Origin of the sequence: Flammeovirga sp. MY04 (assembly GCF_001682195.2) — a bacterium.
In the GTDB taxonomy this organism is placed as follows: domain Bacteria; phylum Bacteroidota; class Bacteroidia; order Cytophagales; family Flammeovirgaceae; genus Flammeovirga; species Flammeovirga yaeyamensis.
Genome location: NZ_CP003561.2, coordinates 1,829,451 through 1,855,211, shown reverse-complemented (window position 1 = coordinate 1,855,211; position 25,761 = coordinate 1,829,451). Strand labels below are relative to the sequence as shown.

15 protein-coding genes are annotated in these 25,761 nt (G+C 36.3%); 10 read left to right on the top strand and 5 right to left on the bottom strand.

Annotated elements, in window-relative coordinates:
- Nucleotides 1–20: 20 nt before the first annotated feature.
- The 5 genes from MY04_RS26565 to MY04_RS26545 all read left to right on the top strand — a co-directional run bounded on the left by MY04_RS26565 (nucleotide 21) and on the right by MY04_RS26545 (nucleotide 6,828).
- The gene (locus MY04_RS26565; RefSeq protein WP_066216071.1) at nucleotides 21–2,462 is read left to right on the top strand and encodes a TonB-dependent receptor; all 2,442 of its coding nucleotides are present in this window, start codon (nucleotides 21–23) and stop codon (nucleotides 2,460–2,462) included.
- Nucleotides 2,463–2,604: 142 nt separating this feature from the next.
- Nucleotides 2,605–3,348 (top strand): 3-oxoacyl-[acyl-carrier-protein] reductase, encoded by a 744-nt coding sequence (fabG, locus tag MY04_RS26560; protein WP_066216069.1) that lies wholly within the window; start codon nucleotides 2,605–2,607, stop codon nucleotides 3,346–3,348.
- Nucleotides 3,349–3,359: 11 nt separating this feature from the next.
- Nucleotides 3,360–4,349 (top strand): 3-oxoacyl-ACP synthase III family protein, encoded by a 990-nt coding sequence (locus MY04_RS26555; RefSeq protein ID WP_084006157.1) that lies wholly within the window; start codon nucleotides 3,360–3,362, stop codon nucleotides 4,347–4,349.
- Nucleotides 4,350–4,361: 12 nt separating this feature from the next.
- Complete coding sequence (locus tag MY04_RS26550) at nucleotides 4,362–5,900, top strand: class I adenylate-forming enzyme family protein (RefSeq protein ID WP_066216066.1); 1,539 nt, start codon at nucleotides 4,362–4,364, stop codon at nucleotides 5,898–5,900.
- A 1-nt stretch (nucleotide 5,901) separates the two neighbouring features.
- Nucleotides 5,902–6,828, top strand: coding sequence for an extracellular catalytic domain type 1 short-chain-length polyhydroxyalkanoate depolymerase (locus tag MY04_RS26545; RefSeq protein ID WP_066216065.1), 927 nt, complete (start codon nucleotides 5,902–5,904; stop codon nucleotides 6,826–6,828).
- Between the two features lie 109 nt (nucleotides 6,829–6,937).
- Here the strand turns inward: MY04_RS26545 and MY04_RS26540 are convergent, their stop codons facing one another.
- The 3 genes from MY04_RS26540 to MY04_RS26530 form a co-directional block, all read right to left on the bottom strand.
- Nucleotides 6,938–8,875 carry an acetoacetate--CoA ligase gene (locus MY04_RS26540; protein ID WP_066216063.1) on the bottom strand — a complete coding sequence of 646 codons (1,938 nt, stop codon included), beginning with the start codon at nucleotides 8,873–8,875 and terminating at the stop codon, nucleotides 6,938–6,940.
- 118 nt (nucleotides 8,876–8,993) lie between these two features.
- Nucleotides 8,994–9,149: a hypothetical protein gene (locus MY04_RS26535; protein ID WP_158297936.1), complete on the bottom strand. Its 156-nt coding sequence runs from the start codon at nucleotides 9,147–9,149 to the stop codon at nucleotides 8,994–8,996.
- Between the two features lie 45 nt (nucleotides 9,150–9,194).
- Nucleotides 9,195–10,757 carry a PepSY-associated TM helix domain-containing protein gene (locus MY04_RS26530; RefSeq protein ID WP_084006155.1) on the bottom strand — a complete coding sequence of 521 codons (1,563 nt, stop codon included), beginning with the start codon at nucleotides 10,755–10,757 and terminating at the stop codon, nucleotides 9,195–9,197.
- A gap of 295 nt (nucleotides 10,758–11,052) precedes the next feature.
- Here MY04_RS26530 and MY04_RS26525 point away from each other — a divergent pair, with 295 nt between their 5' ends.
- Both MY04_RS26525 and mog read left to right on the top strand, forming a co-directional pair.
- A complete protein-coding gene (locus MY04_RS26525; protein ID WP_066216059.1) occupies nucleotides 11,053–11,481 on the top strand; it encodes an RrF2 family transcriptional regulator in 429 nt (142 codons plus the stop codon).
- 181 nt (nucleotides 11,482–11,662) lie between these two features.
- Nucleotides 11,663–12,199 carry a molybdopterin adenylyltransferase gene (gene mog, locus MY04_RS26520; RefSeq protein WP_066216836.1) on the top strand — a complete coding sequence of 179 codons (537 nt, stop codon included), beginning with the start codon at nucleotides 11,663–11,665 and terminating at the stop codon, nucleotides 12,197–12,199.
- 99 nt (nucleotides 12,200–12,298) lie between these two features.
- Here mog and rbsK read toward each other — a convergent pair whose 3' ends face one another.
- Both rbsK and MY04_RS26510 read right to left on the bottom strand, forming a co-directional pair.
- Nucleotides 12,299–13,228, bottom strand: a complete 930-nt coding sequence (gene rbsK, locus MY04_RS26515; RefSeq protein ID WP_066216057.1) for a ribokinase — start codon at nucleotides 13,226–13,228, stop codon at nucleotides 12,299–12,301.
- 206 nt (nucleotides 13,229–13,434) lie between these two features.
- Nucleotides 13,435–15,000, bottom strand: a complete 1,566-nt coding sequence (locus MY04_RS26510; RefSeq protein WP_066216052.1) for a sulfatase family protein — start codon at nucleotides 14,998–15,000, stop codon at nucleotides 13,435–13,437.
- Nucleotides 15,001–15,480: 480 nt separating this feature from the next.
- On the opposite strand from MY04_RS26510, the gene MY04_RS26505 reads away from it, so the two are divergent.
- From MY04_RS26505 to MY04_RS26495, 3 genes are all read left to right on the top strand, one after another.
- Nucleotides 15,481–17,742 (top strand): GH92 family glycosyl hydrolase, encoded by a 2,262-nt coding sequence (locus MY04_RS26505; RefSeq protein WP_066216050.1) that lies wholly within the window; start codon nucleotides 15,481–15,483, stop codon nucleotides 17,740–17,742.
- Between the two features lie 290 nt (nucleotides 17,743–18,032).
- Complete coding sequence (locus tag MY04_RS26500) at nucleotides 18,033–22,013, top strand: fibronectin type III domain-containing protein (protein ID WP_066216048.1); 3,981 nt, start codon at nucleotides 18,033–18,035, stop codon at nucleotides 22,011–22,013.
- Between the two features lie 248 nt (nucleotides 22,014–22,261).
- The gene (locus MY04_RS26495; protein WP_066216046.1) at nucleotides 22,262–25,651 is read left to right on the top strand and encodes a SpoIIE family protein phosphatase; all 3,390 of its coding nucleotides are present in this window, start codon (nucleotides 22,262–22,264) and stop codon (nucleotides 25,649–25,651) included.
- Nucleotides 25,652–25,761 lie beyond the last annotated feature (110 nt).

The following is a 25,761-nucleotide window of genomic DNA, read 5'->3' as shown; positions in this document are numbered from 1 at the left end:
AGTAATTTATCTAAACTGAAATGAAAAATTTATTACTCTCTTTGATCTGCATGCTTTTGTTTGCATTTCAATCTCATGCTCAAACTGGTACAACACTTAAAGGAAAAATTCAGGATGCTAATGGTGGACCTTTGATTGGTGCTACGGTTAAAGTAGTTGGAACTAAACTAATAACCGTAACAAAATCAGATGGAATGTTTCAAATTTTGAATGTTCCAAAAGGAGAACAAACCATTGAAGTTTCCTACATCGGATTTGAAACTCAAACCTCTAAAGTAACGATTGGAGATCAAACCCTTCCTGATCTTAGTATTGCTATGACAGAAGCAAGCACTATGATTGATGAGGTAGTTATTTCAGGATCAAGAAAAGCAGAAAAACTTACAGAAACGCCTGCAACTATTGAAGTAATCAATGCGGAAACAATTTCTCAAATGCCATCAATGACGGCAGGGGAATTACTATCAAGACAAAAAGGGGTAGATTATTTTAGAGCGGGTGTGGTTGGTCATGGTATCAATGTGAGAGGTTTTAACAGTAACTTCAATGCTAAGAATTTACAGATGACCGACGGTAGATTATCGACATTAATTGCTACTGGCTTGCCATTGGGACCAATGAATACTACCGTAAAGGAAGATATCGAACAAGTAGAATTGGTATTAGGACCTAATGCTGCTTTGTTCGGACCAAATGCGCACAACGGCTTATTAAACACCATCACTAAAGATCCGCGTAAACATGAAGGAACAACTATTGCCATGAACGTGGGTAACCAAAGTATGTTCTCTACCAGATTAAGACACGCAGAAAAGGTAAGCGATAAATTTGCTTATAAAGTAACAGCAGAATACTCAAGAGGAGAGGAGTTTGAATATGTAGATTCGGTGTACCTAACACCTACCAATCCTGTAGAAGAATTGGACTTGGATAGAAACTTCGAGTTCTTGAGAGGAGAGGCTTCAGTAATTTATTCACCTATTGATGATATGGATTTATCTTTAAATTATGGGGGTAGTAACAGTACATATTTAGCCCCTACCAATGTGGGTAGAAATCAGATAGTCGATTGGCAAGTGCACTATTTACAAGCCAAATTAAATTATAAAGGATTCTTTGCACAAGTATATCACACGATATCAAAAACAGATAAAACCTATTCCATTTCCGATTATACAAAAGGATATTATGGAGGGATTGGAGCAGGTTTATCAGAAGCAGAAGCTCGAGCTGCAGCGTTCGAGAGTGCTAAATTCGTAGACGACTCCAAACGTTGGAATGCAGAAGTGCAATACAATAAAGAAATCGGCATGTTTAACTTTGTAGTTGGTGGACAATGGCAAAGGGATATGGCGAATTCTCATGGTACTTATTTATTGGATAAAGACGAAAACGATTACATCACAATTGATCAAACAGGGGTGTATGGTCAAGCTGAAATGAAGCTGCCTACAGGAACAAAATTTGTAGCTGCAGTGAGAGCAGACAACCATCAAGTATATGGGTTTAATGTTCTTCCGAAAGCAGCTTTGGTACAGACATTTGGTAAAAACTCAGTGCGTTTAACTTACGGTCAAGGTATTGCAGCACCAACAATTCTAAACATGTATGGTGATTTATTCGGTGGATTAATTTTAGGTAATGCTGAAGGATTTACTATGGAAGATGGAAGCATGGTCGAGAAACAAAAAGTGGAACGTTTACAAACGATAGAGTTGGGGTATAAAGGTCAGCCAATCAAGAATAAACTATTTATTGATGCTAATGCTTACTACAATATGTCGGAGAATTTCTTGAGTCCAGTAACGAATATTGGAGTGGCATCAAAAAGAGGAAATGAACCTATCGAAAACGTTCAATCAGGTTATGATGCTTGGCAGGGTTTGGTATTCACTTACGTGAACTTCGGTCAGTTTGATACTTATGGATTCGATTTAGGAGTAAACTATTACTTCAGTGATAAATTGAGTGCTACTTTAAACTATTCTTACTTTGGATATGAAATCGACGAAAACAATATCGAAGACAACGATTTTAATAAGGATGGCGTAGTGAACTCGTTGGACTTATTGATTAATGCACCAACAAATAAAGCATCAATGGGGATAAACTATCATGGTAATAAATTCTTCGGTACAATATTCTCTCGTTGGGTACAAGAATACGATTACTTCTCAAGCTATCAAATTGCAGCAAAGACACAAGATTTAGTCTATAGAGGTGTTCCAGTAGTTGAAAATGCAAGAAGTGCAAATGCTTTCAACTATGGTCCACTAGGCGGATTTATCACATTCGATATTTCAGCAGGATATAAAATCAACGACCACTTAACTGTCGCTGGAATGGTAACGAACCTTTTCAATACGGAAATGAGAGAATTTACAGCAGCACCTCCAACAGGTAGATTATTCTCTTTAGAAGTGAAGTATAACATCCCAGGGTTCATCGGAAAAAACAACTAGAATTAAGAAGAAAGGGTGTTGTTTAAACTCAATCTGATAACACTTTAGTGTTGTCAGAAGAATTATCACAAGCCCACGGTTTCAACCGTGGGTCACCACAGTTAAAGCAACACCCTTAAACCCATCTAAAACTAAATACAACATGAATAAATTAAACAATAAGGTCGCTGTAATTACAGGGGGTGCCGCTGGCATAGGTAAAACCACCAGTCTACTTTTCGCAAAAGAAGGGGCACAGGTAATTATTTGGGATCTTAATCAAGAAAAAGCAGAGGAAACCATACAAATGATTAGTGAAACAGGAGGTCGTGCTCATTTTATGAAAGTAGATACCTCAGACTTTTCATTGGTTGAAAAAGCAGTGGAATATCTTATCAATGAATTTGGAAGAGTGGATATTCTTGTCAACAATGCAGGAATAACAAGAGATGCTTCACTTAAAAAAATGACGATTGAACAATGGCAACAAGTCATTGATGTCAACCTCACAGGTGTTTTCAATTGTACTAAACTCATTGCCGATCAGATGCTGAAACAAGAAAGTGGTCGGATTATTAATACATCTTCAGTAGTTGGTTTATACGGGAATTTTGGGCAGACCAATTATGTCGCCGCCAAATCGGGCGTTATTGGTATGACCAAAGTGTGGGCGAGAGAATTGGGTCGAAAAGGGATTAATGTAAATGCCGTTGCTCCTGGCTTTATTGCCACAGAGATGACTCAAAAAGTACCTGAAGAAGTATTAAAAGGAATTGAATCCAAAATTCCATTGGGTAAGATGGGCAAGCCAGAAGACATTGCTAAAGCTTACTTATTCTTGTCATCTGATGACTCGAATTATGTAAACGGAACAGTATTGAGTGTAGACGGCGGCATGGTGGTTTAAATTCTAGTATGATGAGAAAATCAAAAATTTTGGGTTCAGGGATATTCGTCCCCAAACGAACCATAAGTAATCAATATTTTGATGAAGCTTTGGGCGAAAACGTCAGTGATTGGTTAGAGAATAATGCGCAAATTTATCAAAGACACTGGTGTGAAGAAGATGAGTCTGTTTTAGACCTTTGTCTTCAAGCATCAAAAACGGCTTTAGAAAATGCGGCAATATCGGTAGAGGAAATCGATTTGATTATTGTCGCAACGGATACGCCGGAATACATTTCTCCTTCCACTTCCACTAAACTTCAAGATCTACTTCAAGCAAAAAATGCCGCGGCTTTTGATGTCAATTCTGCTTGTGCAGGTTTTATTACGGCTTTAGATATAGCCAATAAATACATCGCCTCGGATAAGAAATACAACAAAGTGTTGGTATTGGGTGCTTATGCGATGAGTAAATACTTGAACAAAACCGACAAGAAAACGGTCACACTTTTTGCTGATGGGGCAGGGGCGTTTGTTATGGGACACACTATTGATGAGAATGAAGGGTATTTATCAAGTAATTTGATTTCACAGGGACAGTATGCCGATTGGATGGGAATTTATGCAGGGGCTTCTCATCAACCGACCACCCCAGAAGTGATTGAAAATGGAGATCATCAACTCAAGTTTATCAAAAGGTTTCCAGGAGATTTGAATCATACCATGTGGGCGAAGATGGCTCGAGATCTTTGTGAGGAAATCAATATATCTCCTTCGGATGTCGATCATTATTTCTTCACCCAACTGAATATCAATAGCATTATTGAGACGATGAAATTATTGGATCAACCAATGGAGAAAACCACAACGGTGATGCATCAAAATGGCTACACGGGATCGGCTTGTATTCCAATGGCTTTTGACGAGGCTATTCAAAAGAAGAAAGTGAAAAAAGGGGATTTGGTTTTTCTCATCGGATCTGGTGGAGGACTGACCTTTGGAAGTATTGCTTATCAACTTTAAAAGAACAACATTATGAGTAAGGATTGGATCGGAAAATGGGCGGATTATTTAGGAGATAAGAAGGCAATTTATAGTGTTCATCAGAAAAGAACGGAAGTGTATGCGACGATTAACCAGAAGGGTGAACAGTTGGCATTGAATCTTTATGAAGCTGGGCTTAGAAAGGGTGATCGAATAGGAGTGATTGCTGAATTTTGTATTGAATATATTTATTTGTTAGCTGCTTCTCAAAAAGTGGGATTTGTACTTGTTCCAATCAATTATAGATTATCAAAAAGTGAGTTGAAATACATTATAAATGATGCTTCTCCTAAGCTTCTTTTTGTGCAAGATCAGTTGATTGAAAAGGTGCCTCAAAAGTCAGAATTACCTTCAGTAGACTATTTGATGATGACCTCCTTATTAGAAGATTTGTTTATTAAAAAGTCCTCTGTGCTTACCACTTCATTGTTCGAAGAGTTTGTTGTTGATGAAGATGATCCACTCTTTATTTTATACACTTCTGGTACTACAGGTTTTCCAAAAGGGGCTTTGTACACTCATAAAATGATGTTTTGGAATGCGGTAAATACCGGACTTCGTTTGGGTATTACAGATCAAGATCATACTTTGATTTGTGTTCCTCCTTTTCATACGGGAGGTTGGAATGTGATGCTAACTCCTATGTTTTTTCATGGAGGATCTGCCACTATCCTTTCTCATTTTGATATCGATTTGGTTTTTGATTTATTGGAATACGACCAAATTACTCAATTGTTCTTGGTGCCTACTATGCTAAAATTGATGTGTGATCATAAACGATTTAAACGCGCCGTTTTCCCTAAACTACAATTCATCATTACAGGAGGGGAAGCTTTGCCTTTAAGCATTATTGATCTTTGGAAAGAAAAAGGAATTGATATTCGACAAGGGTTTGGAATGACTGAAGTCGGACCCAATATATTCTCCTTACATCATGATGATGCCATCCGAAAAATTGGTTCGATTGGCACACCTAATTTTTATACTCAAATTAAACTAATTGATGATGATGGAAAAGAAGTGAATGATGGCGAAAAAGGGGAACTCGTTTGTAAAGGCGATTTAGTTACTCCGGGCTATTGGAATAATCCCGAAGCTACTCAAAAAGCATTTATTAATGGTTGGTTTAAAACTGGTGATGTCTTGACCCGAGATGCAGAAGGATTTTACTATGTCGTCGACCGAAAGAAGCATATGTTTATTTCGGGAGGCGAAAACGTCTATCCTTCTGAAGTTGAAAAAGTGTTGATGTTGTGCGATGGTGTAAAAGATGTTGTTGTTACTTATGTCCCAGACGAGAAGTGGGGGGAAGTAGGTTTTGCTTTTGTGATTCAACAAGAAGGTGATGAGTTATCGAAAGACCAGCTTCAATCACACTGTTTGGGACATTTAGCGAAGTTTAAACACCCAAAACATTATCAGATGGTTTCACAATTTCCTGTAGGTCAGACAGGTAAAATTGATCGAATTACTCTTAAAAAAGAAGCTGAAACGATGGTGAAAGAAGTATCCACTTTAAAACTTTCTTAAAATGAAATATCTATTTTTATCTTTCCTACTCATGATGATCATCAATACGATAGAAGCACAACACATGCAGAAAATAGAAGATTTTGGAACGAATCAAGGAGAACTTGATCTGTACTTTTATCAACCAAATGGAACTGATAATGAAGAGTTACCCTTGTTAGTTGTATTACACGGTTGTGGTCAAAATGCTGAGGAATATGCAAAATATAGTGGTTGGAATGTATTGGCCAATCAATCAAAATTTAGAGTCATCTATCCTCAACAAAAGCTGGAAAACCAACAATACGGGTGTTTCAATTGGTACAATAAAGAAGACGTGACGAAGGGAAGTGGCGAGGTGCAATCTATTGCAGAAATGGTTGATTTCATCAAAAAGAAGCATCCCACTTCAAAAGTGTTTATCAATGGTTTGTCTGCAGGTGGAGTGATGGCGAATGCCTTGCTTCATAATTATCCAGAATTGTTTGATGCAGGTTGTATCATTGCTGGAATTCCGTTTACTGATGGTGTTGGCATGGCGAAAGCTTTAGAATTGATGCAAAAGAGTACTATCAACTGGACGCAAGACGTACTTACCTCTGCCCAAAAGCCCGATATGATGATTATCCATGGAAATAAGGATAAGGTGGTGAATGTAAGCAACGCAGAGCAACTACTTCTACAGTTTTTTCATTTTTATCAATTAGACCCTATGCGGATGGAACGTCATTCCTCTTCTAAGAAAATAAATGATCAATACACTGTTCAAGTATCAAAATATCAATCCAAAAATCTTCTAATTCAAAAAGTAATTATGGATGGATTAGACCACGGGTTACCAATGGACCATCTTCCCAATAATGAGAGTTATAAATATTATCTTCAGACGGGGTACAATAGTACTTTAGAGATTGGGAAGTTTTTTGGGTTGGTCGAGGTGGAGGAGTAAAAATAATACACATTAAAAATTACCAATAAACAGCATAAGTATTTAGAGAAGAATAATCTCTGTATCAAAATGCCCAGGAATTAGCTCCTGGGTTTTTGATACGAGTAAATTACTTTTGTAATTCCTTAAGATCTTTATACAACTCCAACGCCTCAGGATTCTGTAAAGCATCAGTATTTTTCACTGCTCGACCATGTATCACATTCCTCACCGCTAATTCCACAATCTTTCCGCTCCTTGTCTTAGGAATATCACTTACCTCTATAATTTTGGTAGGAACATGTCGAGGCGTTGCATTTTTTCTGATGATATTTCTGATCTCATCTTGAATACTATGGTTTAATTCAAAACCATCTTTCATCACCACAAAAAGGACCACTCTGCAGTCGTCTTTCCAGTCTTGTCCGACGGCAATACATTCCTTTACGCTTTCCACTTTCATGGCTTGTCGGTAAATCTCTGCTGTTCCAATACGTACTCCTCCTGGGTTGAGCACCGCATCCGATCGACCATAAATTATCATTCCATTATTAGAGGTGATTTCGGCAAAATCGCCTTGTGCCCAAATGTTATCAAAACGAGCATAGTATGCATTGTGGTAACGCTTGTTTCCTTCATCATTCCAAAAATAGAGAGGCATGGTAGGGAAAGGATTTTTACATACCAATTCTCCTTTTTCTTGACGAACAGATTGCCCATTATCGTCTAAAACATCTAAGTCAAGTGCCAAACCTTTGCATTGTAATTCGCCGGCATAAACACCAACCGTGGGATTACCGGAAGCAAAACAACCAATCAGATCAGTTCCTCCAGAAATGGAGCTGAGCACCACATCTTTCTTAAAGGAATTGTAGACATAATGAAAACTCTCTACAGAAAGCGGAGATCCTGTAGAATGAATTGATCGAAGTTTTTCTAAACGATGGGTTTTCATAGGATGAATATCTGCTTTTTCTAAAGCACTAATGTACTTAGCACTCACCCCGAAAATACTGATGTTTTCCTCATCAATTAGATCTATCAAATAGTTGGGTGATGGATAAAATGGACTACCATCTGCCAATATCAAAGTACAACCTGATACTAGACCGCTGACTAACCAATTCCACATCATCCATCCGCAAGTGGAATAATAAAAGAAGACATCTTCTTCCGAAAGATCAACATGCAATCGAAGTTCCTTAATGTGCTCCAACAACACGCCGCCCGTTCTATGAACGATACACTTCGGTTGACCTGTAGTACCACTACTATACATAATGTATAGTGGGTGATTAAATTCGACCTGTTCAAAAACGATTTCCTTCGCATTATTATCGGTGTAATCGTTCCATTGCACTGCCTGAACAATATCTTCTAAGGAAACATTGTAATCTAAATACTCAAAAACAATAATCTTTTCGATACTGCTTATTTGTTCAGCAAGCTGATGAACCTTTTCCAAGCAGCCATGTTTTTTCCCATTATAAGAATAAGCATTGGCAGTAAATATCATCTTCGGAGCCACTTGTCCAAAACGATCCAAAACACCTTGATAACCAAAATCGGGTGAGCAAGATGTCCATATAGCCCCAATACTTGTGGTGGCCAACATCGCAACAATAGCTTCAATGCAGTTGGGGACAAACCCAGCAATTCGATCGCCTTTTTCCACTCCATTCAATCGCATTTGATAAGCCAATCGAGCTACCGATTTATATAACTCTTTATAAGTGATGCTTTTTCGGTCGCCATTTTCAAAACGTCCAACCAAAGCCACTTTATCGTCCTTTCTTGAAAGGAGGTTTTCAGCAAAATTTAAAGTGGCTTCTGGAAACCATTGTGTCTCCGAAATATGTTTTCCTGGAACAATAAAGGGAGGGTTCCCTTTTTCCCCTTTTACTTGATATTTATCCCAAATAAGCGACCAAAAGGCCTCATTGTTTTCTACGCTCTTCTGATGAAAAAGCTCGTAATCGTAATTTTGATCCCCTAAAAATTCTTGAAAAAACTGATACATCTGCGTCTTTTCAATCTCAGTGTTAGTAGGTGTCCAAAGTTTATGCATGTGTGTAGTGTGTGTTTATGGTAGTTTGAATATAGAAAGCAATTTCAAATAAAAAAAATCCCGATCGTATTCATACGATCGGGATTTTATATATATATAAGTTTCTTAATTTTTATAACTATTGTACATCTTGTCCAATGTAAACATGTGTTTGTGGCACATCTGCTCTTAAATTATGATCTTTTGGTAATACTAAAAATACTGTACCAAATACTAATACAACACCTAGGGCGATAGCCACAAAACCTTTTAGCAATTCGAATAAATCTTTCATAATTTAAGTTATTTTTGATGAATATAGTATATAAAACGCTTCAGATTAGAGGGAGTTGGATTTGTTTGGTTTTGTTAAAAATTTGAAAATCTTCTTACGTTTTCTGTATATATATTCATGTACTCCACTAATTGTAATGAATAGGAAAAACAAAGCGATAAGTGGTATAAATAAGATGCCGTACTTACCCATAATGAAGGTAAATAGTCTTCCGTTATGCAGCTCGAACATGTAATTCCAAAGTGGAAATTCGTAATTTTCTTTTAGTGCTTTAGGCATAGGATAATAAGCATCTTTTGGCGCATTGAACATGGACATTAAGCCATGCTGGAAGGTAGAAATAAAATGTACTCCATCGGGTGATTGGAAGTAACCCATGATCATGTAATCGGCAGGGCGTTCCATTCCTTCATATTTTGGTACCGACTGATTATAAACAATATCATAGGAGTAAGGATTGCCTTCTTTATAATCAAATAGTCCGTAAAAAGAGCCAATTAGGAAGTGCCCATCTCCTTTATAATCAAATACTGTAGCACCCATCACAAAGATATTGACGTCCCAATTTTGTAATGAAAATACTGCATCAGTTTTTAAATCACCTTTATAAATACCTTCCTTGGTGTCTAAAATGAGTTCTTCAGTATCTGTATTAATGGTAGCATTTCTAATACTATGATACCATTGATTCTCAGTTAAAGCATCCGGTACATATTTTAAAGGAACATGACCATCGACCAATGCCACCAAAGCTGGAGGTCGCATAAAGAAGCCTGTTCCACCAATAATCAATAGGAATAGACAAACATACAAACCGATATTGGTGTGGTTTTTAATCATCCATCCCATGGTTTTATTGACCTTCTTTTTCTTTTCTTTATCAGTTGGCTTCTTCTTTTTTCTAAAGGTGATATACAAGGCTGTAATGCACAAGAAGACCAATATAAGGGATACTAAATCATAGACAATTCGACCGGGCATTCCCCAAAGCCAACCGCTATGTAATGCAAAAGTATAGGAGATCAAATTATAGGTGGTCATTTGATCTTTACTGATGTTTAAATCGGAGAAGTGATCTAAAGTAGAACGATTACCTTTATATACATGATTTTCTGTGACGACGATCAAGTTGTCTTTGTGAGGAAGGACTTTCACTACCTTTTCTCTATAATTTGATGGGAGTGGAATCAGTTTGACTTTCTGAGTAGGAACATCCACCTGATACAAACCGCCATAAGTACCCACCAAAAGACTATTTGATGTCGAATCCAAAAATAGATCATTGACTTTACTGTAATAAGAGGAAGAATCAATGGGTAATTTATCAAACGATTTACCCTTATCAGAACTTAGCCAAATTCCTGCATTTCCACCCATAATAACAGTGTCTACACCGATAAATTCGGCATCACGAATCATTCCTCTATTCCAATGTTCAGGAAGGTAATCGTTGGGAAGAAAAGTGTTGGAAACATTAAATGGGGCACATAAATCGATATGATTGAGGAGGATACCAGATATACTCATCCAAATTAGAACCAAAGAGATACTAATGCCGATGTACTTGTGCCACTTCTTAGAGAAATTATATAATTTTTTACTTATCAATTTTTAAAATTTAGAACCAAAGCCTGCATCACACAGGCTTTGATATACAACCTAAACTCTATCAAACTCTTTAAGAGTTGAAGAGGGAGTAGCAGAGAAATATCTGATAATGAACTTAATTCTGTTTGTTAACGTAAATTTAATCCGTTTTTAATAAAAGACAAATAGGTATTCTATTATATTTGAGTTAGAGTTGTTAACTTTATTCAATCATCTTTATTGGGTGAAATTCGTTACCTTTTTTGGTGATAAAACCCGTTAAATTTGTATATCGTAAATAAATTTCCATTACCCGATGTTATCAAAAGCATGTACATATGGCATTCGTGCCTTGGTTTATATCACACAAAAAACCGAGGAGGGTAAAAGAGTAGGAAGCAAAGAAATTGCTGAGCACACGAAAGTACCAGAGCCATTTATCGCAAAAATCTTACAGCAAATTAAAAAAGTTGGGTTAATTGAATCTGCGAAAGGACCAAAAGGTGGATTTTATATGTTGGAAGATCAGTTGAATGTGACCTTATATAAAATCGTAGAAACAATCGACGGCGACGATTTAATGACTAGCTGTGGTTTGGGTTTCGAACATTGTTCGGACGAAAAACCCTGTCCACTACACAATCATTTTAAAGGGATCAAATCTGATCTCAATAAAATGCTGATAGAGACTACTATTTTAGACTTAGCTAAAGGTGTTGAGAAAGGAGAAGCTTTCTTAATTTAGCAAACATTAAAAACATGGAACATCATCAAAGAATCTAATTTTTTGATGATGTTTTTTTATGTGCAATTCCTAGTAAGAGCGAATTGCATTCGACTCCTACAAATAAATGGTAAAAAAAACTTGCACAATCCCCCAAAACAAGATTAATTTGAACCACCAAAAAATCACATCCAAACAAACCATGAGCAACAAAGAACTTAAAATTGGCATTATCAATGTATCAGACAGAGCAAGCAGAGGAGAATATGAAGACCTTCCAGGAAAAGAAGTCAGAAGACTGATGAATCTATGGTTAACCACACCATGGGAAGAAGTCTATAAAGTAGTGCCCGATGAGCAAGATCAATTAGAAGATCGTATGATCAAGATGGCAATGAAAGGTTGTAGTCTAATTGTGACTACAGGTGGAACAGGGCCTGCACTTAGAGATGTAACACCAGAAGCAACAGAGGCAGTTTGTGATAAAATGCTTCCTGGATTCGGAGAACAGATGCGTCAGGTAAGCTTGCAGTATGTACCAACAGCCATTCTTTCTCGTCAGACTGCAGGAGTGAGAGGAAGCACACTAATAGTGAACCTACCCGGAAAACCTAAATCTATCAAAGAGTGTTTGGAGGTTGTTTTTCCTGCCATTCCTTATTGCATCGACCTAATTGGTGGTGCATATATTGAAACGAATCCAGAAGAGATGAAGGTATTTAGACCTAAACAAAAATAAATATTCTGTTATCTCAATTAAATAAAGAAAGCTTCAATTTTTGTCAGTTTCTAGACAAAAATTGAAGCTTTTTTGATAAAGAGTTATTGATGAATCAAGCTATTTTTTAGCAGTGTTCTTTTCTATAAAATCAATGACTTCTTTCTGATAAGGAATTGAAGTCTGAGCACCGTCTTTTTGAGTGGATAAACCGGCAGAAGCATTGGCGGTATCAATAGCTTCCAACAAAGGTCGATCATTTGATAATACAACAGATAATGCTCCACAAAATGTATCTCCAGCAGCCGTAGTATCTTTTGCATTGACTTTATAAGCGGGAACAATTGTATCTGTCTCTTCATTTTTGAGATATACTCCTTTTGATCCTAAAGTAATCAATACATTTTTCACTCCCTTGGCCAATAATTGATCGGCAGCGTTGACCATACTTTTCTCATCAGTTATTTTAATACCAGTGATCAATTCCGTTTCTGTTTCATTTGGTATAATCATATCAATCAGAGGAAACAAATCTTCCGGAAGTTGACCAGCAGGGGCAGGGTTAACAATTACTTTTAGCTGATGTTTTTTAGCAATTTCTATTGCCTTTCTTACCGTAGGCATGGGCGTCTCAAACTGAACCAATAGTATATCATGTTCTTTGATAAAAGATTCAGAGTGGGTAATGTCTTCTGGACTTAACGTGTCATTTGCTCCTGAAGCCACAGAAATACTATTTTCCCCTTCCTCACTCACAAAAATTAAAGCTACACCAGAAGGATTGTTTGGATCAACATACATATTGGTTGTATCAATATTTTCCCTATCTAATCCTTTTTTAGCTTCCTTGCCAAGCGTATCATTTCCGATTTTACCAATAAAAGATACGCGTCCTCCAGATCGAGCCGCAGCTACTGCTTGATTCGCTCCTTTACCACCTGCTACTTGCATAAACTTCCCACCCAAAATCGTCTCGCCAGGTGCAGGAATTCTAGGTGATTTCACCACCATATCTGTATTTGAGCTGCCAATAACTATAATTTTTTTCATGATATTAAGTGAGTCTTGCACTGATTAATAATGATAATCCGATGATAAAAAATAAGAACATGAAGAATAATAAAGGTTTTTTCATTACCCAAGTATTCCAAATAAAATTAGAAATAAATATACCGATGGAAAATAAAAAGCAGCAGCAAATGTTCGTTTCTTTGGGTCCAAGTATCTCTTTGCATAACACTTGAACCATTTTTAGCTTAATCGATTACTTTGTATTTCTTTCTTAACCCATCTAACTCGGTTTTTAGTTCTTTGACTATATCGGCATACTTATGGTCGTTGTAAACACTATTCATTTCGTTGGGATCTTTTTGTCTATCGTACAATTCCCACTCGTCTACATCATCATAGAAATGAATAAGTTTATAGTCTTTTTTTACAATAGCATAATGCTTTTTCACCATATGATAAGCCGGGTAAGCATAATAGTGATAATAAACCGCTTCACGAGTCCATTCCTTGTTATTACCAGTAAGAATAGGCATCAAGCTTTCACCTTGCATATCATTAGGAGCATCAATATTGGCAGCTTCCAGAAGAGTTTGAGCAAAATCTAAATTTTGCACCAAATCTTTATTTACTGATCCAGCTTTAATCATAGATGGCCAACGAATTAGGAGAGGGGTTTTAAACGATTCATTATAAGCAAATCGTTTATCGAACCATCCATGTTCTCCTAAGTAAAAACCTTGGTCAGAGGTGTAAACCACAATAGTATTTTCAGCTAAACCACTTTCATCTAAATAATCCAATACGCGACCTACATTTTCGTCTACCGACTCGATACAACCCAAATAATCTTGCATGTATCGTTGATATTTCCATCTCATTTTCTCTTCCTTAGACATCTTTGGCCAATGCGTTTCAAAATACAAGTTGATGCTATCAACTACAGGATCGTATGCTGCTTTTTGTTCTAATGTTGCCCTGTTGTAAGGGTAGGTAAATCCATTTTTATATAAAGGTACATCAGGGTCGATTTGTCCCATTCTTTTAAGTGTTTCCGGTCTAATCTTACTATCGTGATTGTAAGTCATATGCGAATAAATATTCATCTCCGCAGTTTTAGCGGCAGTGCCTCTACCTGAGTAATCATCAAATAATGATTCGGGCTCAGGGAACGACATCTGAGAATATTTTTTGAATTTATCAGCTCTTGGCCACCATGGTCTATGTGGAGCCTTTTGCCAATACATCATCATAAAAGGTTTATCTTCATCCCTTTTTTCTTTTAACCAATCGATGGTTACATCGGTAATCAAATCAGTTACATATCCCATAAGCGTTGTATCGCCCTCAGGAGTTATAAAATCTGGATTGATATAATTTCCTTGATCAGGTAAAATCATAAAATCGTCGAAACCTTTGGGATTATTTCCAAAATGCAGTTTTCCATACATTGCCGTTTCGTATCCTGCCTTTTGGAAGATTTGCGGAGAGGTCATTTGAGTGGTATCAAAAGGATGAACATTGTCCATTTTTCCGTTGATATGTGTGTGTTTACCAGTTAGAATTGTCGCCCTTGAAGGAGCACAAATAGAATTGGTCACACAAGCATTTTGAAATAAAATTCCTTCATCAGCAAGTCGGTCGATGTTGGGTGTTTGAATAAGTTTAGATCCGTACGCACTGATCGCCTGATAGGCATGATCATCGGACATTATAAAAAGGATATTTGGTTGTTTTTGTTTTGAAGCCTTTTCGGTACAACTCCAAAAGATCAGGCAAGTAAATAGAGCTAGTACTAGTTGATGTTGTTTCATAATTACATTAAAATTTCATGCTTCAATGTACACTATCCTGAAGGAAGTCCACTTCACTTTTAAGAAAGTGCATAAGAATTAATACGATTTATTAATGGATATGAAAATTGAAAAATGATATAAAGTATATTCTTAAATCTAACTTACTAACTGATGTACAATTAAGCTAAAGCGGTAAAAAATGACCTATATACCATAATTTAAAAGGTAATGTCTAGTATTTTTTAGGAGTAATTTCTCTTCTAACCTCTGTGATTTTACGAATCCACAGAAGTTAGAAATCACTCTAGACACTCTATTTATACAACTATTTTCTTCTGTTTACCCCTTTTTCTTCTAATTAATGAATCGCAAACTATTCTATTTTACCATCGCCTACTTTCGTAATACAATCCGAGCAAATTATAAAAAGGTTGATAGTATTTATTCGGTTTGAAAATGAAATGTGTTAATGAGATTTTTTAAAATAGGGAATATCAGATGAAATATTTTAGTAAAAAACTATTATCAATTTTACTGGTGTTAGCAGTAGGTAGCAGTTGTTCTCAACTCCCTACGCAACAACAAGAAATTGAAACTGTAAGCGTAACTGATTATGTAAATCCATTTATTGGAACGCTAAATAAAGGAAATACTTATCCTGGTGCTGTATTGCCTTGGGGTATGGCTTCTCCTAACCCACAAACAAAAGATTTTAGATTAAGAGCTGGAACCCCTGCAACATATGAACATGGCGATCCTTTTATTTATGGATTCAGTTCAATTAACCTTTCAGGTGTAGGATGTCCTGGTGGAGGCAGTATTCCGATCAAATTATCAACGGGTGAGTTGGACTTATCGTCTGATAGTTTTAAATCGTCGTACAATTCAGAAGTTGCTGAACCGGGTTATTATAAAGTCATCTTAAATCAGCATAAGTTAAAAGCTGAGATGACGGCAACGAAACGTTCTGCTCGTTACAATTTCTCTTTCAATCCTGAAGTAAAAAAATCGAATATGTATATCGATTTAGCTTCTCAGATGAGTCATATGAAAGGAGGAGAAATTAATGTAGAAGAAGACGGAACAATTACAGGTTACCAATTGGATGGGGAATTCTGTGATTGTGAAGGTATTGCTAAAATCTATTTTGCCTTAGAAGTGATTGGGGAACCAAAAGAAATTAAGGTATTCAAAGATCAAAAAGAAATAAACAGTAAAAAGGCATTTGGTAAAGATGTGGGTGTGGCTCTATTATTTGATAATAAACCATCTACTTTAGATGTGAAAGTAGGTATCTCTTTTGTTTCTGTAGCTAATGCAAAGTTGAACCTAACACAGGAACAACGCGATCTTTCTTTCGAAGACATCAAGCTTGCTGCTAAAGCAGAATGGGAAAAACAACTTTCTAAAGTTGAAATTGCTGAAGGAGATATTACAGATAAAACTGTGTTCTATACTGCTTTATACCACAGCATTATTATGCCGCACGTAATTAGTGATATAAATGGAGAATATCCATTAATGGAAAAAGAGGGCGTTGGTAAAGCAGAAGGATACACACGTTATTCAGCTTATTCTTTATGGGATACATACCGTTCTGTACATCCATTAAATGCCTTACTTTATCCTAAGGAGCAAAGAGATATGACGGTAACAATGCTGGAAATGTATAAAGAGTCGGGTTGGTTACCAAAATGGGAATTGTACGGTAATGAGTCGTGGGTAATGGTCGGAGACCCTGCTGTTCCTGTTATCGTTGATACCTACATGAAAGGCATTACAGATTTTGATACAGATGTTGCCCTAAAAGCCATGTTAAAAGGAGCAACAACTAAAGAAAACAATCCTCTTCGTCCGGGAATCAAAAACTATATTGAATTAGGTTATTGCCCTATAGATGATAGAGGTGGCGATCCGAAGGATTTCACTTTCCATAATGGTATTGTTTGGGGACCTGTTTCAACTACATTAGAATACAATTTTGCTGATTATACCATCTCAAAATTTGCAGAAGCTTTGGGTAAAGATGATGTAGCAAAACAAATGTATGAGCAAAGTATGTCTTTCAAAAAACTATATGATGCTGAAACTCAATTCTTCCGTCCTAAGACAAAAGCCGGTGAATGGATGGAGCCATTTAATCCTTTAGACAGACATTTTGATATCCGTTGGAAAGGTAGTGGAGGAAAAGGATATTGTGAAGGTACAGCATGGCAATATAGATTCTTTGTTCCTCATGCTATGAAGGAGTTGAAAGAGTTAATGGGAGAAGAAGCTTTCTTTACGAATTTAGAGGCAATGTTTGAGGAAGGACATTTCGATTTATCAAACGAACCGGATATTACCTTCCCATACTTGTTCAACTACTTGGATAAAAAACATCATTACACTCAAAAATATACAAAAGCAGAATCTGAAAAGTATTTCAAAAATGCTCCTATTGGTATTCCGGGTAATGATGATGCGGGTACCATGTCTGCTTGGTTAGTGATGACGCAATTGGGAATTTTCCCAGATGCTCCAGGTATTCCAACCTATCAATTAACTACCCCGAAATTCAACCATGTTCAGTTACACTTAGACGAATATGTGTATGGAGGTAAAGTAATTGCTTTAGAGAAAAATGGTCAGGGTGATTATTTTGACAATGTCACTAATGGTAATGGAGAAACTTTAAAAGGGTTTAGCATTGAGCATAAAGATCTGATCAATTCAGGTAAGCTCGTGTTTAACACTCAATTGTCAGCAATTGTAGAATAAAATTTATATATAAGTATTTAGCTAAAGAGGTGATTGTATTTTTGTGATCACCTCTTTTTTTAATCATGAACTCACATTGAAATACAATGTTTATTTAAAGCCATTTGTCGTGGTATAAAGTCAATTATTATATATGATAGGCCTTATTTGTCTAGTATACTACTCATTGTTATTTTCTTTATTTCTTTAAAAAAATAGAAATCAGTTTTCTGATAGCGTGTTCTTTACACTTATAATTAGAGGCACAACCAACTAACGCCTTATGTTTTTTTAATGAAATGAAAACCAGTATGAAAGTTTTGAATTACTACTTATTTGTCTTGCTATTTTTCAGCATTTCAACGTATGCACAAGATTGGCAACAACTCAACCCTGGAGCAGGAGGTAGAGTGCAAGGGGTTTCTTGTGACCCTTCTACACCTGGTAGAATGTTTGTGGCTTCCGACATGGAGGGATTCTACTACTCCAACGATTATGGTACTTCTTGGAATTGGTCAGGTAAAGATTTACCTACCACTTTTGTCCTTAAAATTGAAGGTAGAGGAAACAAATTTTTTGTAGGACATGCAAAAGGGTTAAGTAAAAGTACCAACAAGGGAAGTTCTTATACTTTAGTACAGGAAACGGCCGACAAAACTATTGGGGTGATTGAAATTGATCCATCCAATACCAATAATATCTATGCAGGTATTAATTGGAGAGGAAACGATGGTCACTTAAGTCACTATCCTCAAGAAACAACCGACACAAAACAAATTTGGTATAGTCATGATGGAGGAAATACTTGGAACACCTCATCGTGGGCTAACTTTGGTAGTGGTGATCCAAGAGTGCAAAGTATTCAAGTCTTGCCAACCAATAGCAATCATGTTTACATTGCCACAAGCGATGGTCTATATAAATCGACCAACAAGGGAAGTAATTGGTCTAAAGTAAATGGTCCTTCTGGTATTGATAATCAATATTGCTGGGGTGCAGATTTTACAAAAGACGGAAAATGGATATATGCATTGTATAGAAAAGGTGGGTTCACACGACTGTTTGCTCAAAATATAGCTTCAGGAACTTGGACGGACCTAGGTAAGGGAGCATGGGATAGTCATAATATGTGGGAGCCTCTTGTATACCAAGATGATAATTCGTCAAAGCATTATGTATTGGTGAGTCAGAGAGACCAAAATCCAAATGAAGGTTTATTCGAAGCAGAAGTAAGTATTAATGGATCGACTCCATCGGCTTCTTTTCAAGTAATTATGTATCATAACGGAACAAGCAATGCTTTAAACTACGATATTGGATGGAACTACTATGTGACGAACAATAGAAATAAAACGTATTATCCGGGTACATGGAATAATACAGGTTATACTCGTGGGGTATTTACCCAATCTCAACAATCGTATTTCACAGGTGATGCCGCCAAAGGTAATGCAGATTGGAGAGTGGTGAGTACGGGCTATGTAAAATCTCTAAATGGTTTAGATTTTTATAGAAGTAGAGGTACTGCATCCACTTTCACCTATGATGTAGCGGGTATAGATAACTATTTGATTCAAGGTCAAGCAGACAACTTGGCTTTAGAAAGTTGGGATAATGGTGGTTCTTGGGTACAATCTAGAACAACATTTGGAGTACAAGATGGTCATGGAGTTCATGTTATTCCATCCAATCCTGCTATTGTTTTAATGGATGCAGCAGCTGGTTTTGGAGGTGGTAATCCTGCCGCTAATTCAAACTTATTGTACAAAGTAATTGATAAAAACGCACCGGATCACAATTGGCAAAGATTAGCATTTGGTACTTCTGATACTGACAAAAAAGGACTACCTAAAAACCGAATTTGGCAATTCCATGCCGATCCAAATGATTACAAAAGGTTATATGTGATCACGCACACGGGATTATACTTATGTGATGATATTGTAAGTCTCATCAACACAGGAGCTCCTTATTTTAGAAAAATACATACAGGTTCGACTTTAGGAGCCGGTTTTTCTATCAATTCATCGAACACCAATGAAGTATATTATAAAGATAATTCAGGGGTGTATAAAGGTACTCGTAATGGAAATGGAGAGTATTCTTGGACGCAAATGACAAGATCATCAGGACAAACAAATAACTTACAATGGGGTGGTGTGGCAGTCATCAATAAAGGAGGTAATAAGTATGTTTATACTTACGAACGCTATAAAGGTATTGTAAGAGCAGATAACGGAGCCACTCAATTTGGAGCAAGTGCAGTGCTTTGGGATGCCGATCTATTTAATTACTTGGAAGAACCTGCATGGTACGATCCTGCACATCATATTATTCAAACAAGTGCCATGTATGCCGATGGAGATGACCTGTATATCACTTACCATGTATGGGAAGATGTTCGTTGGGGATATGGTATAATGAAAGGTACAGTACAGAACGATGGTAGTGTGAATTGGCAAGATTGGACATCAGATTTACATTATAGTACGACAAAACAAATCAAGAAAATTGGTAGTAAATTATATGTCGCCACTCAGGGATCCGGAATTTTTACGAGAAAGTTGAATGGTGGACAAGCGGATGCTTTACCTCCAATAGATGAGCAAGGATGGGAAAGCCCTAACGCAAATCAATATTTTATTTTTAGTGATGCAGCCAAAGCTAACGACCTTTCATGGGACGCTTCAGGTAATGTGTTATCATCATTTAGTTCTGGGCAAGCAATTGAAGGAACAGAATCTCGTTATGTGGAAGGTTTGGATCAGTCGGTTGCTCCAGGTGCGGATCATTCGTTAGTCATCAATTTCTCTAGCTTAAATGCAAGTGGCGGTACGTTAAACTTAAGTGCTTATGGAATTGGTGGTAGCTTAAGTAACATCAATATTAAGATTGGAAGTACAGACGGTGGATACCATGATGTATTGAACAATACCATTTCTGCCAACTCTTGGTCAGATATCTCTATTCCTTTATCAGGAGGAACTTTTGATGCCACTAATTTTAATAAGATTATTATTGAAAGATGGGGTGGAGGCGTAAGCAAATTCTATCTGGATAAGATTTTTATTAATGGCACCGAAGTATCTGATGGAACTGGAGGAGGAACTACACCACCACCTACAGGGAATGGCGATTGTGATGCTGTTTCTAGTGCAGGGAAACCAAATCCTCCATGTCAGGTTTGGGTAGAGTCTACTGGAACGACCACTGCCAAATTACATTGGAACGATAACTCTGATAACGAAACCTATTTTGATATTCAAGCACAACTTGCAGGTGATACCTACAGAGCATCAGGTATGCCTGATGGCGGAACAAATGCAACTTCTGTAGATATCTCTGGATTAGTTGAAAATGGGACCTATACTTTTAGAATAAAAGCAGTAAATGGTAATGGTGGTTCTGTTTGGGTGGAAACGGATCAAGTAACGTTGGGAGGAGGATCTTCTAACGTACCGGTGTCTGGGGTGACTTTATCAGATACTCAATTGAGCATTGAAGAAGGCAATACGGATATTGTGGTCGCTTCTGTTTTACCAAATAATGCAAGTAATACCAACGTCACTTATTCATCAAACAACACTTCAGTAGCGAGTGTTAATAACTCAGGTTTAATTACCGCTGTTAATGCAGGTACGGCAGTGATTACGGTAACAACTCAAGATGGAGGTTTTACAGATCAAGTAAATGTCACTGTTACTTCAGCTTCAATACCACCAACTGGAAATGGAGACTGTTCTGCTACTTCTGGAGGTGGAAAGCCAAATCCTCCTTGTGGCGTTTGGGTAGAAGCAACCTCTGCTACAACGGCTATACTTCATTGGAACGACAACTCAGATAATGAAACTTATTTCGATATCCAAGCTCAATTGGAAGGCGATAGCTTTAGAGCATCAGGTATGCCTGATGGTGCAGCTAATGGAACTAGTGTCGAAATCACTGGATTGATTGCAGGTGCGAAATATATTTTCAGAATCAAAGCAGTGAATGGAAGTGGAGGTTCTGTTTGGGTAGAAACCGATCAGGTACAATTATTCTCTGGAGGTAGATTGGCCGGACAAGAACATGTGTTTGATAAAATGGTGATTGCTCCTAACCCAAGTAATGGACAATTCATTATTCAAAGTGATACAGCAGGCACCGGGTTTATTGTAAATCAGCTCGGTGTGAAAGTAAGTGATATTACCTGGCAAGAGGGAAGTACTTCATTTAGTTTGTCATTAGCATCCGGAATGTATGTTTTAATATCAAATGACTCGAATGAAAGAAAGAAGTTGATAATTAGATAGTTAGCGGTTGGGGTAGGGTTAATTCTCTACCCCTTTTTATTTAATTTTCTGAATCAAAAGAAAAATATCAAAAAATAAAAGTCCATAAAAGAGAGAAAAGACCACATTTGAATACAATCAGCAATCACCTTAAAACTGAAGTTTGACGAAGGGAGAATTTTTCCAAGAGTCAGATCAATAACTACACACATTATTACTTTTTACGACTGAATTTAAGGGCAGTTTAAATATCAAAACACTTTATTCTTATGAAATGGATGAACACTATAGCTATACTACTAATTTGTTCGATTAGTGTGATAGCCAACGATTTTGATCACGAAAAACCAACACCCTACATTAAGTATTTAAATACGTTGGATGGTCTTAGTACTTTCGATATCAATACGATTGATGAAGATCGTCAGGGAAGAATTTGGTTTGGAAATAAAGGTGGAGCCAAAGGTTTTGATATTTATGATGGAAAAAAATTCGAGAAATGGTCTACAGTAAAAAATAATTATTTGATAAAAAATGCCTTAAAATCACATCAAATTAAGAATGGTAAAATTTGGATTCTATATCAAAATTTTGGTAACCAAGGTTCTTTGGCTGTCTTAGAACCAATTAAAAAAGAAGTGCATTATCATCACATTATCAAAGATCAGAAAGGAGAAGAAAAAGACTTAAAGCAAATTAAATTTATTGATATGTTCTTCACGAATAGTGAGGACGCGGTGTACTTACTGGACAATCAAAAAAAGCTATATAAACTAACACTAGATAAGGATGCTAAACCTGAATTTATATCAGAAATTAACTCACCTATTGATGCTTCTAAAGCAAAATATGCTCAGACAAGTGTCTATGTGGATTCAAAAGAAACACTATGGCTTTCGCATGGTTTTAAATTATTCATGAAGAAAGAAAGTGATGTAAAATTTAAAATGATCCAATCGGATCACATGAACAAAGATTACATTATCAATAGGTTCTATCAGGACAATAATGGCAAAATGTTAATCCTTACCAATTTTGGTTTGTTTACTGTTCATCGAGGAGTGATGGTCCCGGTAATTAAAGACAGTAAACATCCAATTAATAAGACAAGAATTACAGCAATGTACCATGATGAACTGGGCAATTATTGGTTGGGAACATGGGACGGTTTGTACAGATCCGGTGGTTTAACAAAAAAATCAAAGTTTGAGCTGATAGATAAGAATATTAAATCGAAGGTTTTCAATTGTATTACAGGTGATTCTTTTGGTGGTATTTGGTTCTCTGTAAAGGATTTTGGTGTGGGATACATCGATTTATACAATACTACTTTTGGGATTATTCGTAATAAAGATAAAGAAGGAAAGAGCAAGAATGTCAACTACTATTTAAAAGATTCCAAAAACAGAGAATGGATGCTTACGAGTCAGGGTTTGAGTGTAAGGGATCTAAAAACAGGTAAGAAAGGGGAGTATAAAAAGCAACAGAAAGAATCTCATAAAACATTACCACAGACAGATGCCTTAGGTGTTTTCGAAACGTCAAATGGTGAAATTTGGGTGTACTTTGTCAATCTCTATTTATGTAGAGTGGTGGGGAATGATGTGACCAACCTACATTTAGATTTTAGATACTTGAACATGAATATTGTGCGAAATATTTCGGGTATTGAAGAGGATGAGAATGGTGTTTTTTGGATTTCATCTATAGATAAAGGTGTGGCTTCTTACAATCCAAAATCATTTAAACTAGATAGTCAGCCTTACGATGAGTTTAAGAAGGGAGGTTTATCTATTGTTAAAGACCCACGAAGCAACAAAATGTGGTTTAGTACTTCCAAAAAAGGTGTATTTAGTTTTGAAATTGATGGAAATAGTAAAGTGGGTAAGATCGAAAATTTCAAAGTGATTAATCAAGAGAATAAAGAGAATCTACCGATTCGTTTCTTACAATTTGATGAAGATTATACCTTATGGGGAGGAAATAGAAATAAGAAAGTTTTTTACAAAAAGGATGAGGAGAAAGAGTTTACTACTTTAGCTCAATTTGATCAGATAAAAGATCCTGTATTTAATAATATCAAGGTAGACGGAAGAGCTATTTGGATTGTAGGGGATCACTTAAATTATTTTGATCTTGATGATGAACACTTGATATCGTTTTCATCAAATAGTACTAAAAACAACTTATTTAGTAAATATGAGATAAATCAAAATCATAATGGAGATATATTCTTCTGTGGAAGCAATGGAGTATTATTTACCAATAAAAAGAACATCAAGTTCTCTCCTTATCAACCTAAAGTATTCTTTAATGGTCTACAGGTAAATGGAGATTGGGTAGATGTTGGCGAAGAAGTAAATGGCAGGGTTTTACTTTCCACTTATCTAGATCATTCTAAAAAATTAGAATTAGCTTATGCAGAAAATGAAGTGGCTATTTCTGTAAGAGGTATTTATCCACCTGCTCCAAATAAAATTACCTATAAGTATAGATTGAAGAAAGAGAACAATAAGGATCAAAAATGGCTGACAACAAAAAATGAGGTCATCAATTTTGGTGCGGTAGTTCCTGGTACTTATGAAGTAGAGATTTTTGCAGAAGACCATCAAGGGAATGTATCGAAAAAGAATGTACTCTCACTAAAGGTGAAAAAGCCTTGGTGGATGTATCCAATAGTTTGGGTAGGCTTTATGGTCTTGTTTATATTGATTGGTATTATCATCTATAAATCTAAAGTGAAGCAGCACAAAGAGAAAGCGAAACTTTTGGAAAATATTGTTCAGGAAAGGACCAAAGAAATTCAAATGCGAAATGAAGAATTGCATCAGCAATCTGAGGAATTAGAGCAACAAAGAGATCATTTATTTGAAGCAAACCAAACCATCTCAACAAAAAACGAACTGATCACCCAGAGTTTGAATTATGCGAAAACAATTCAAGAGACCATTCTCCCGATTGATGATCAGATGGAAAGTAGTTTTACAGATCACTTTGTTTATTATCGACCAAAAGATATCGTTTCAGGAGATTTTTACTGGATGGCAAAAGAAGAGAATAAGACCATTATTGCTTGTGTAGATTGTACAGGGCATGGTGTACCAGGAGCGTTAATGTCGATGGTTGGAAATGCTGTATTAAATCAGATTGTTAAAGAGAAAAAAATCTTTTCGCCGAAAGTAATTTTGGAAGAATTAGATAGTCGAATTAAGAAAATCCTTAAACAAGAAAAAGGGTTTAATGATGACGGAATGGATTTATCAATTTGTTGTTTGGAGAGACAAGAACAAAAAATAAAACTGACTTTCAGTGGAGCGAAAAATGACTTGTATTATGCAAGAAGTTTTGAAAATGAAGTATCCGTAATCAAAGGTACCAAGAGACACATAGGTGGAAAAATTGCTTCCTCCAAAGAATTTGAGGAGGAGTCTATGTACTTCCTTCCTGGAGATAGAATTTACCTATTTACAGATGGAATTATTGATCTTCATAATGGGGAAAGAAGACGTTTTGGAAGAAAAAGACTAATTGAGTTAGTAGAAAATACATTAGATACTCCTGTTTCTATACAAGGAGAGAAAATTGTGAAACATGTAGAGGAATACTCTGAAAATCAATCACAAAGGGATGATATTACCTTTATGGCAATGTCGCTGTAAATTCTTTTGATTTATCTAATATTCTTACAATTTACAATTCAAAAGACTTTTAGAACATCGAATGTCTATATTTAATATTAGGATTAATATCCTCAATTAGCTGGTATTTA

Bases quoted from the DNA above. Each gene is read 5' to 3' on its own strand.
- MY04_RS26565 (WP_066216071.1), top strand. From the start codon at position 21: ATGAAAAATTTATTACTCTCTTTGATCTGCATGCTTTTGTTTGCATTT.
- fabG (WP_066216069.1), top strand. From the start codon at position 2,605: ATGAATAAATTAAACAATAAGGTCGCTGTAATTACAGGGGGTGCCGCT.
- MY04_RS26555 (WP_084006157.1), top strand. From the start codon at position 3,360: ATGAGAAAATCAAAAATTTTGGGTTCAGGGATATTCGTCCCCAAACGA.
- MY04_RS26550 (WP_066216066.1), top strand. From the start codon at position 4,362: ATGAGTAAGGATTGGATCGGAAAATGGGCGGATTATTTAGGAGATAAG.
- MY04_RS26545 (WP_066216065.1), top strand. From the start codon at position 5,902: ATGAAATATCTATTTTTATCTTTCCTACTCATGATGATCATCAATACG.
- MY04_RS26540 (WP_066216063.1), bottom strand. From the start codon at position 8,875: ATGCATAAACTTTGGACACCTACTAACACTGAGATTGAAAAGACGCAG.
- MY04_RS26535 (WP_158297936.1), bottom strand. From the start codon at position 9,149: ATGAAAGATTTATTCGAATTGCTAAAAGGTTTTGTGGCTATCGCCCTA.
- MY04_RS26525 (WP_066216059.1), top strand. From the start codon at position 11,053: ATGTTATCAAAAGCATGTACATATGGCATTCGTGCCTTGGTTTATATC.
- mog (WP_066216836.1), top strand. From the start codon at position 11,663: ATGAGCAACAAAGAACTTAAAATTGGCATTATCAATGTATCAGACAGA.
- rbsK (WP_066216057.1), bottom strand. From the start codon at position 13,228: ATGAAAAAAATTATAGTTATTGGCAGCTCAAATACAGATATGGTGGTG.
- MY04_RS26510 (WP_066216052.1), bottom strand. From the start codon at position 15,000: ATGAAACAACATCAACTAGTACTAGCTCTATTTACTTGCCTGATCTTT.
- MY04_RS26505 (WP_066216050.1), top strand. From the start codon at position 15,481: ATGAAATATTTTAGTAAAAAACTATTATCAATTTTACTGGTGTTAGCA.
- MY04_RS26500 (WP_066216048.1), top strand. From the start codon at position 18,033: ATGAAAGTTTTGAATTACTACTTATTTGTCTTGCTATTTTTCAGCATT.
- MY04_RS26495 (WP_066216046.1), top strand. From the start codon at position 22,262: ATGAAATGGATGAACACTATAGCTATACTACTAATTTGTTCGATTAGT.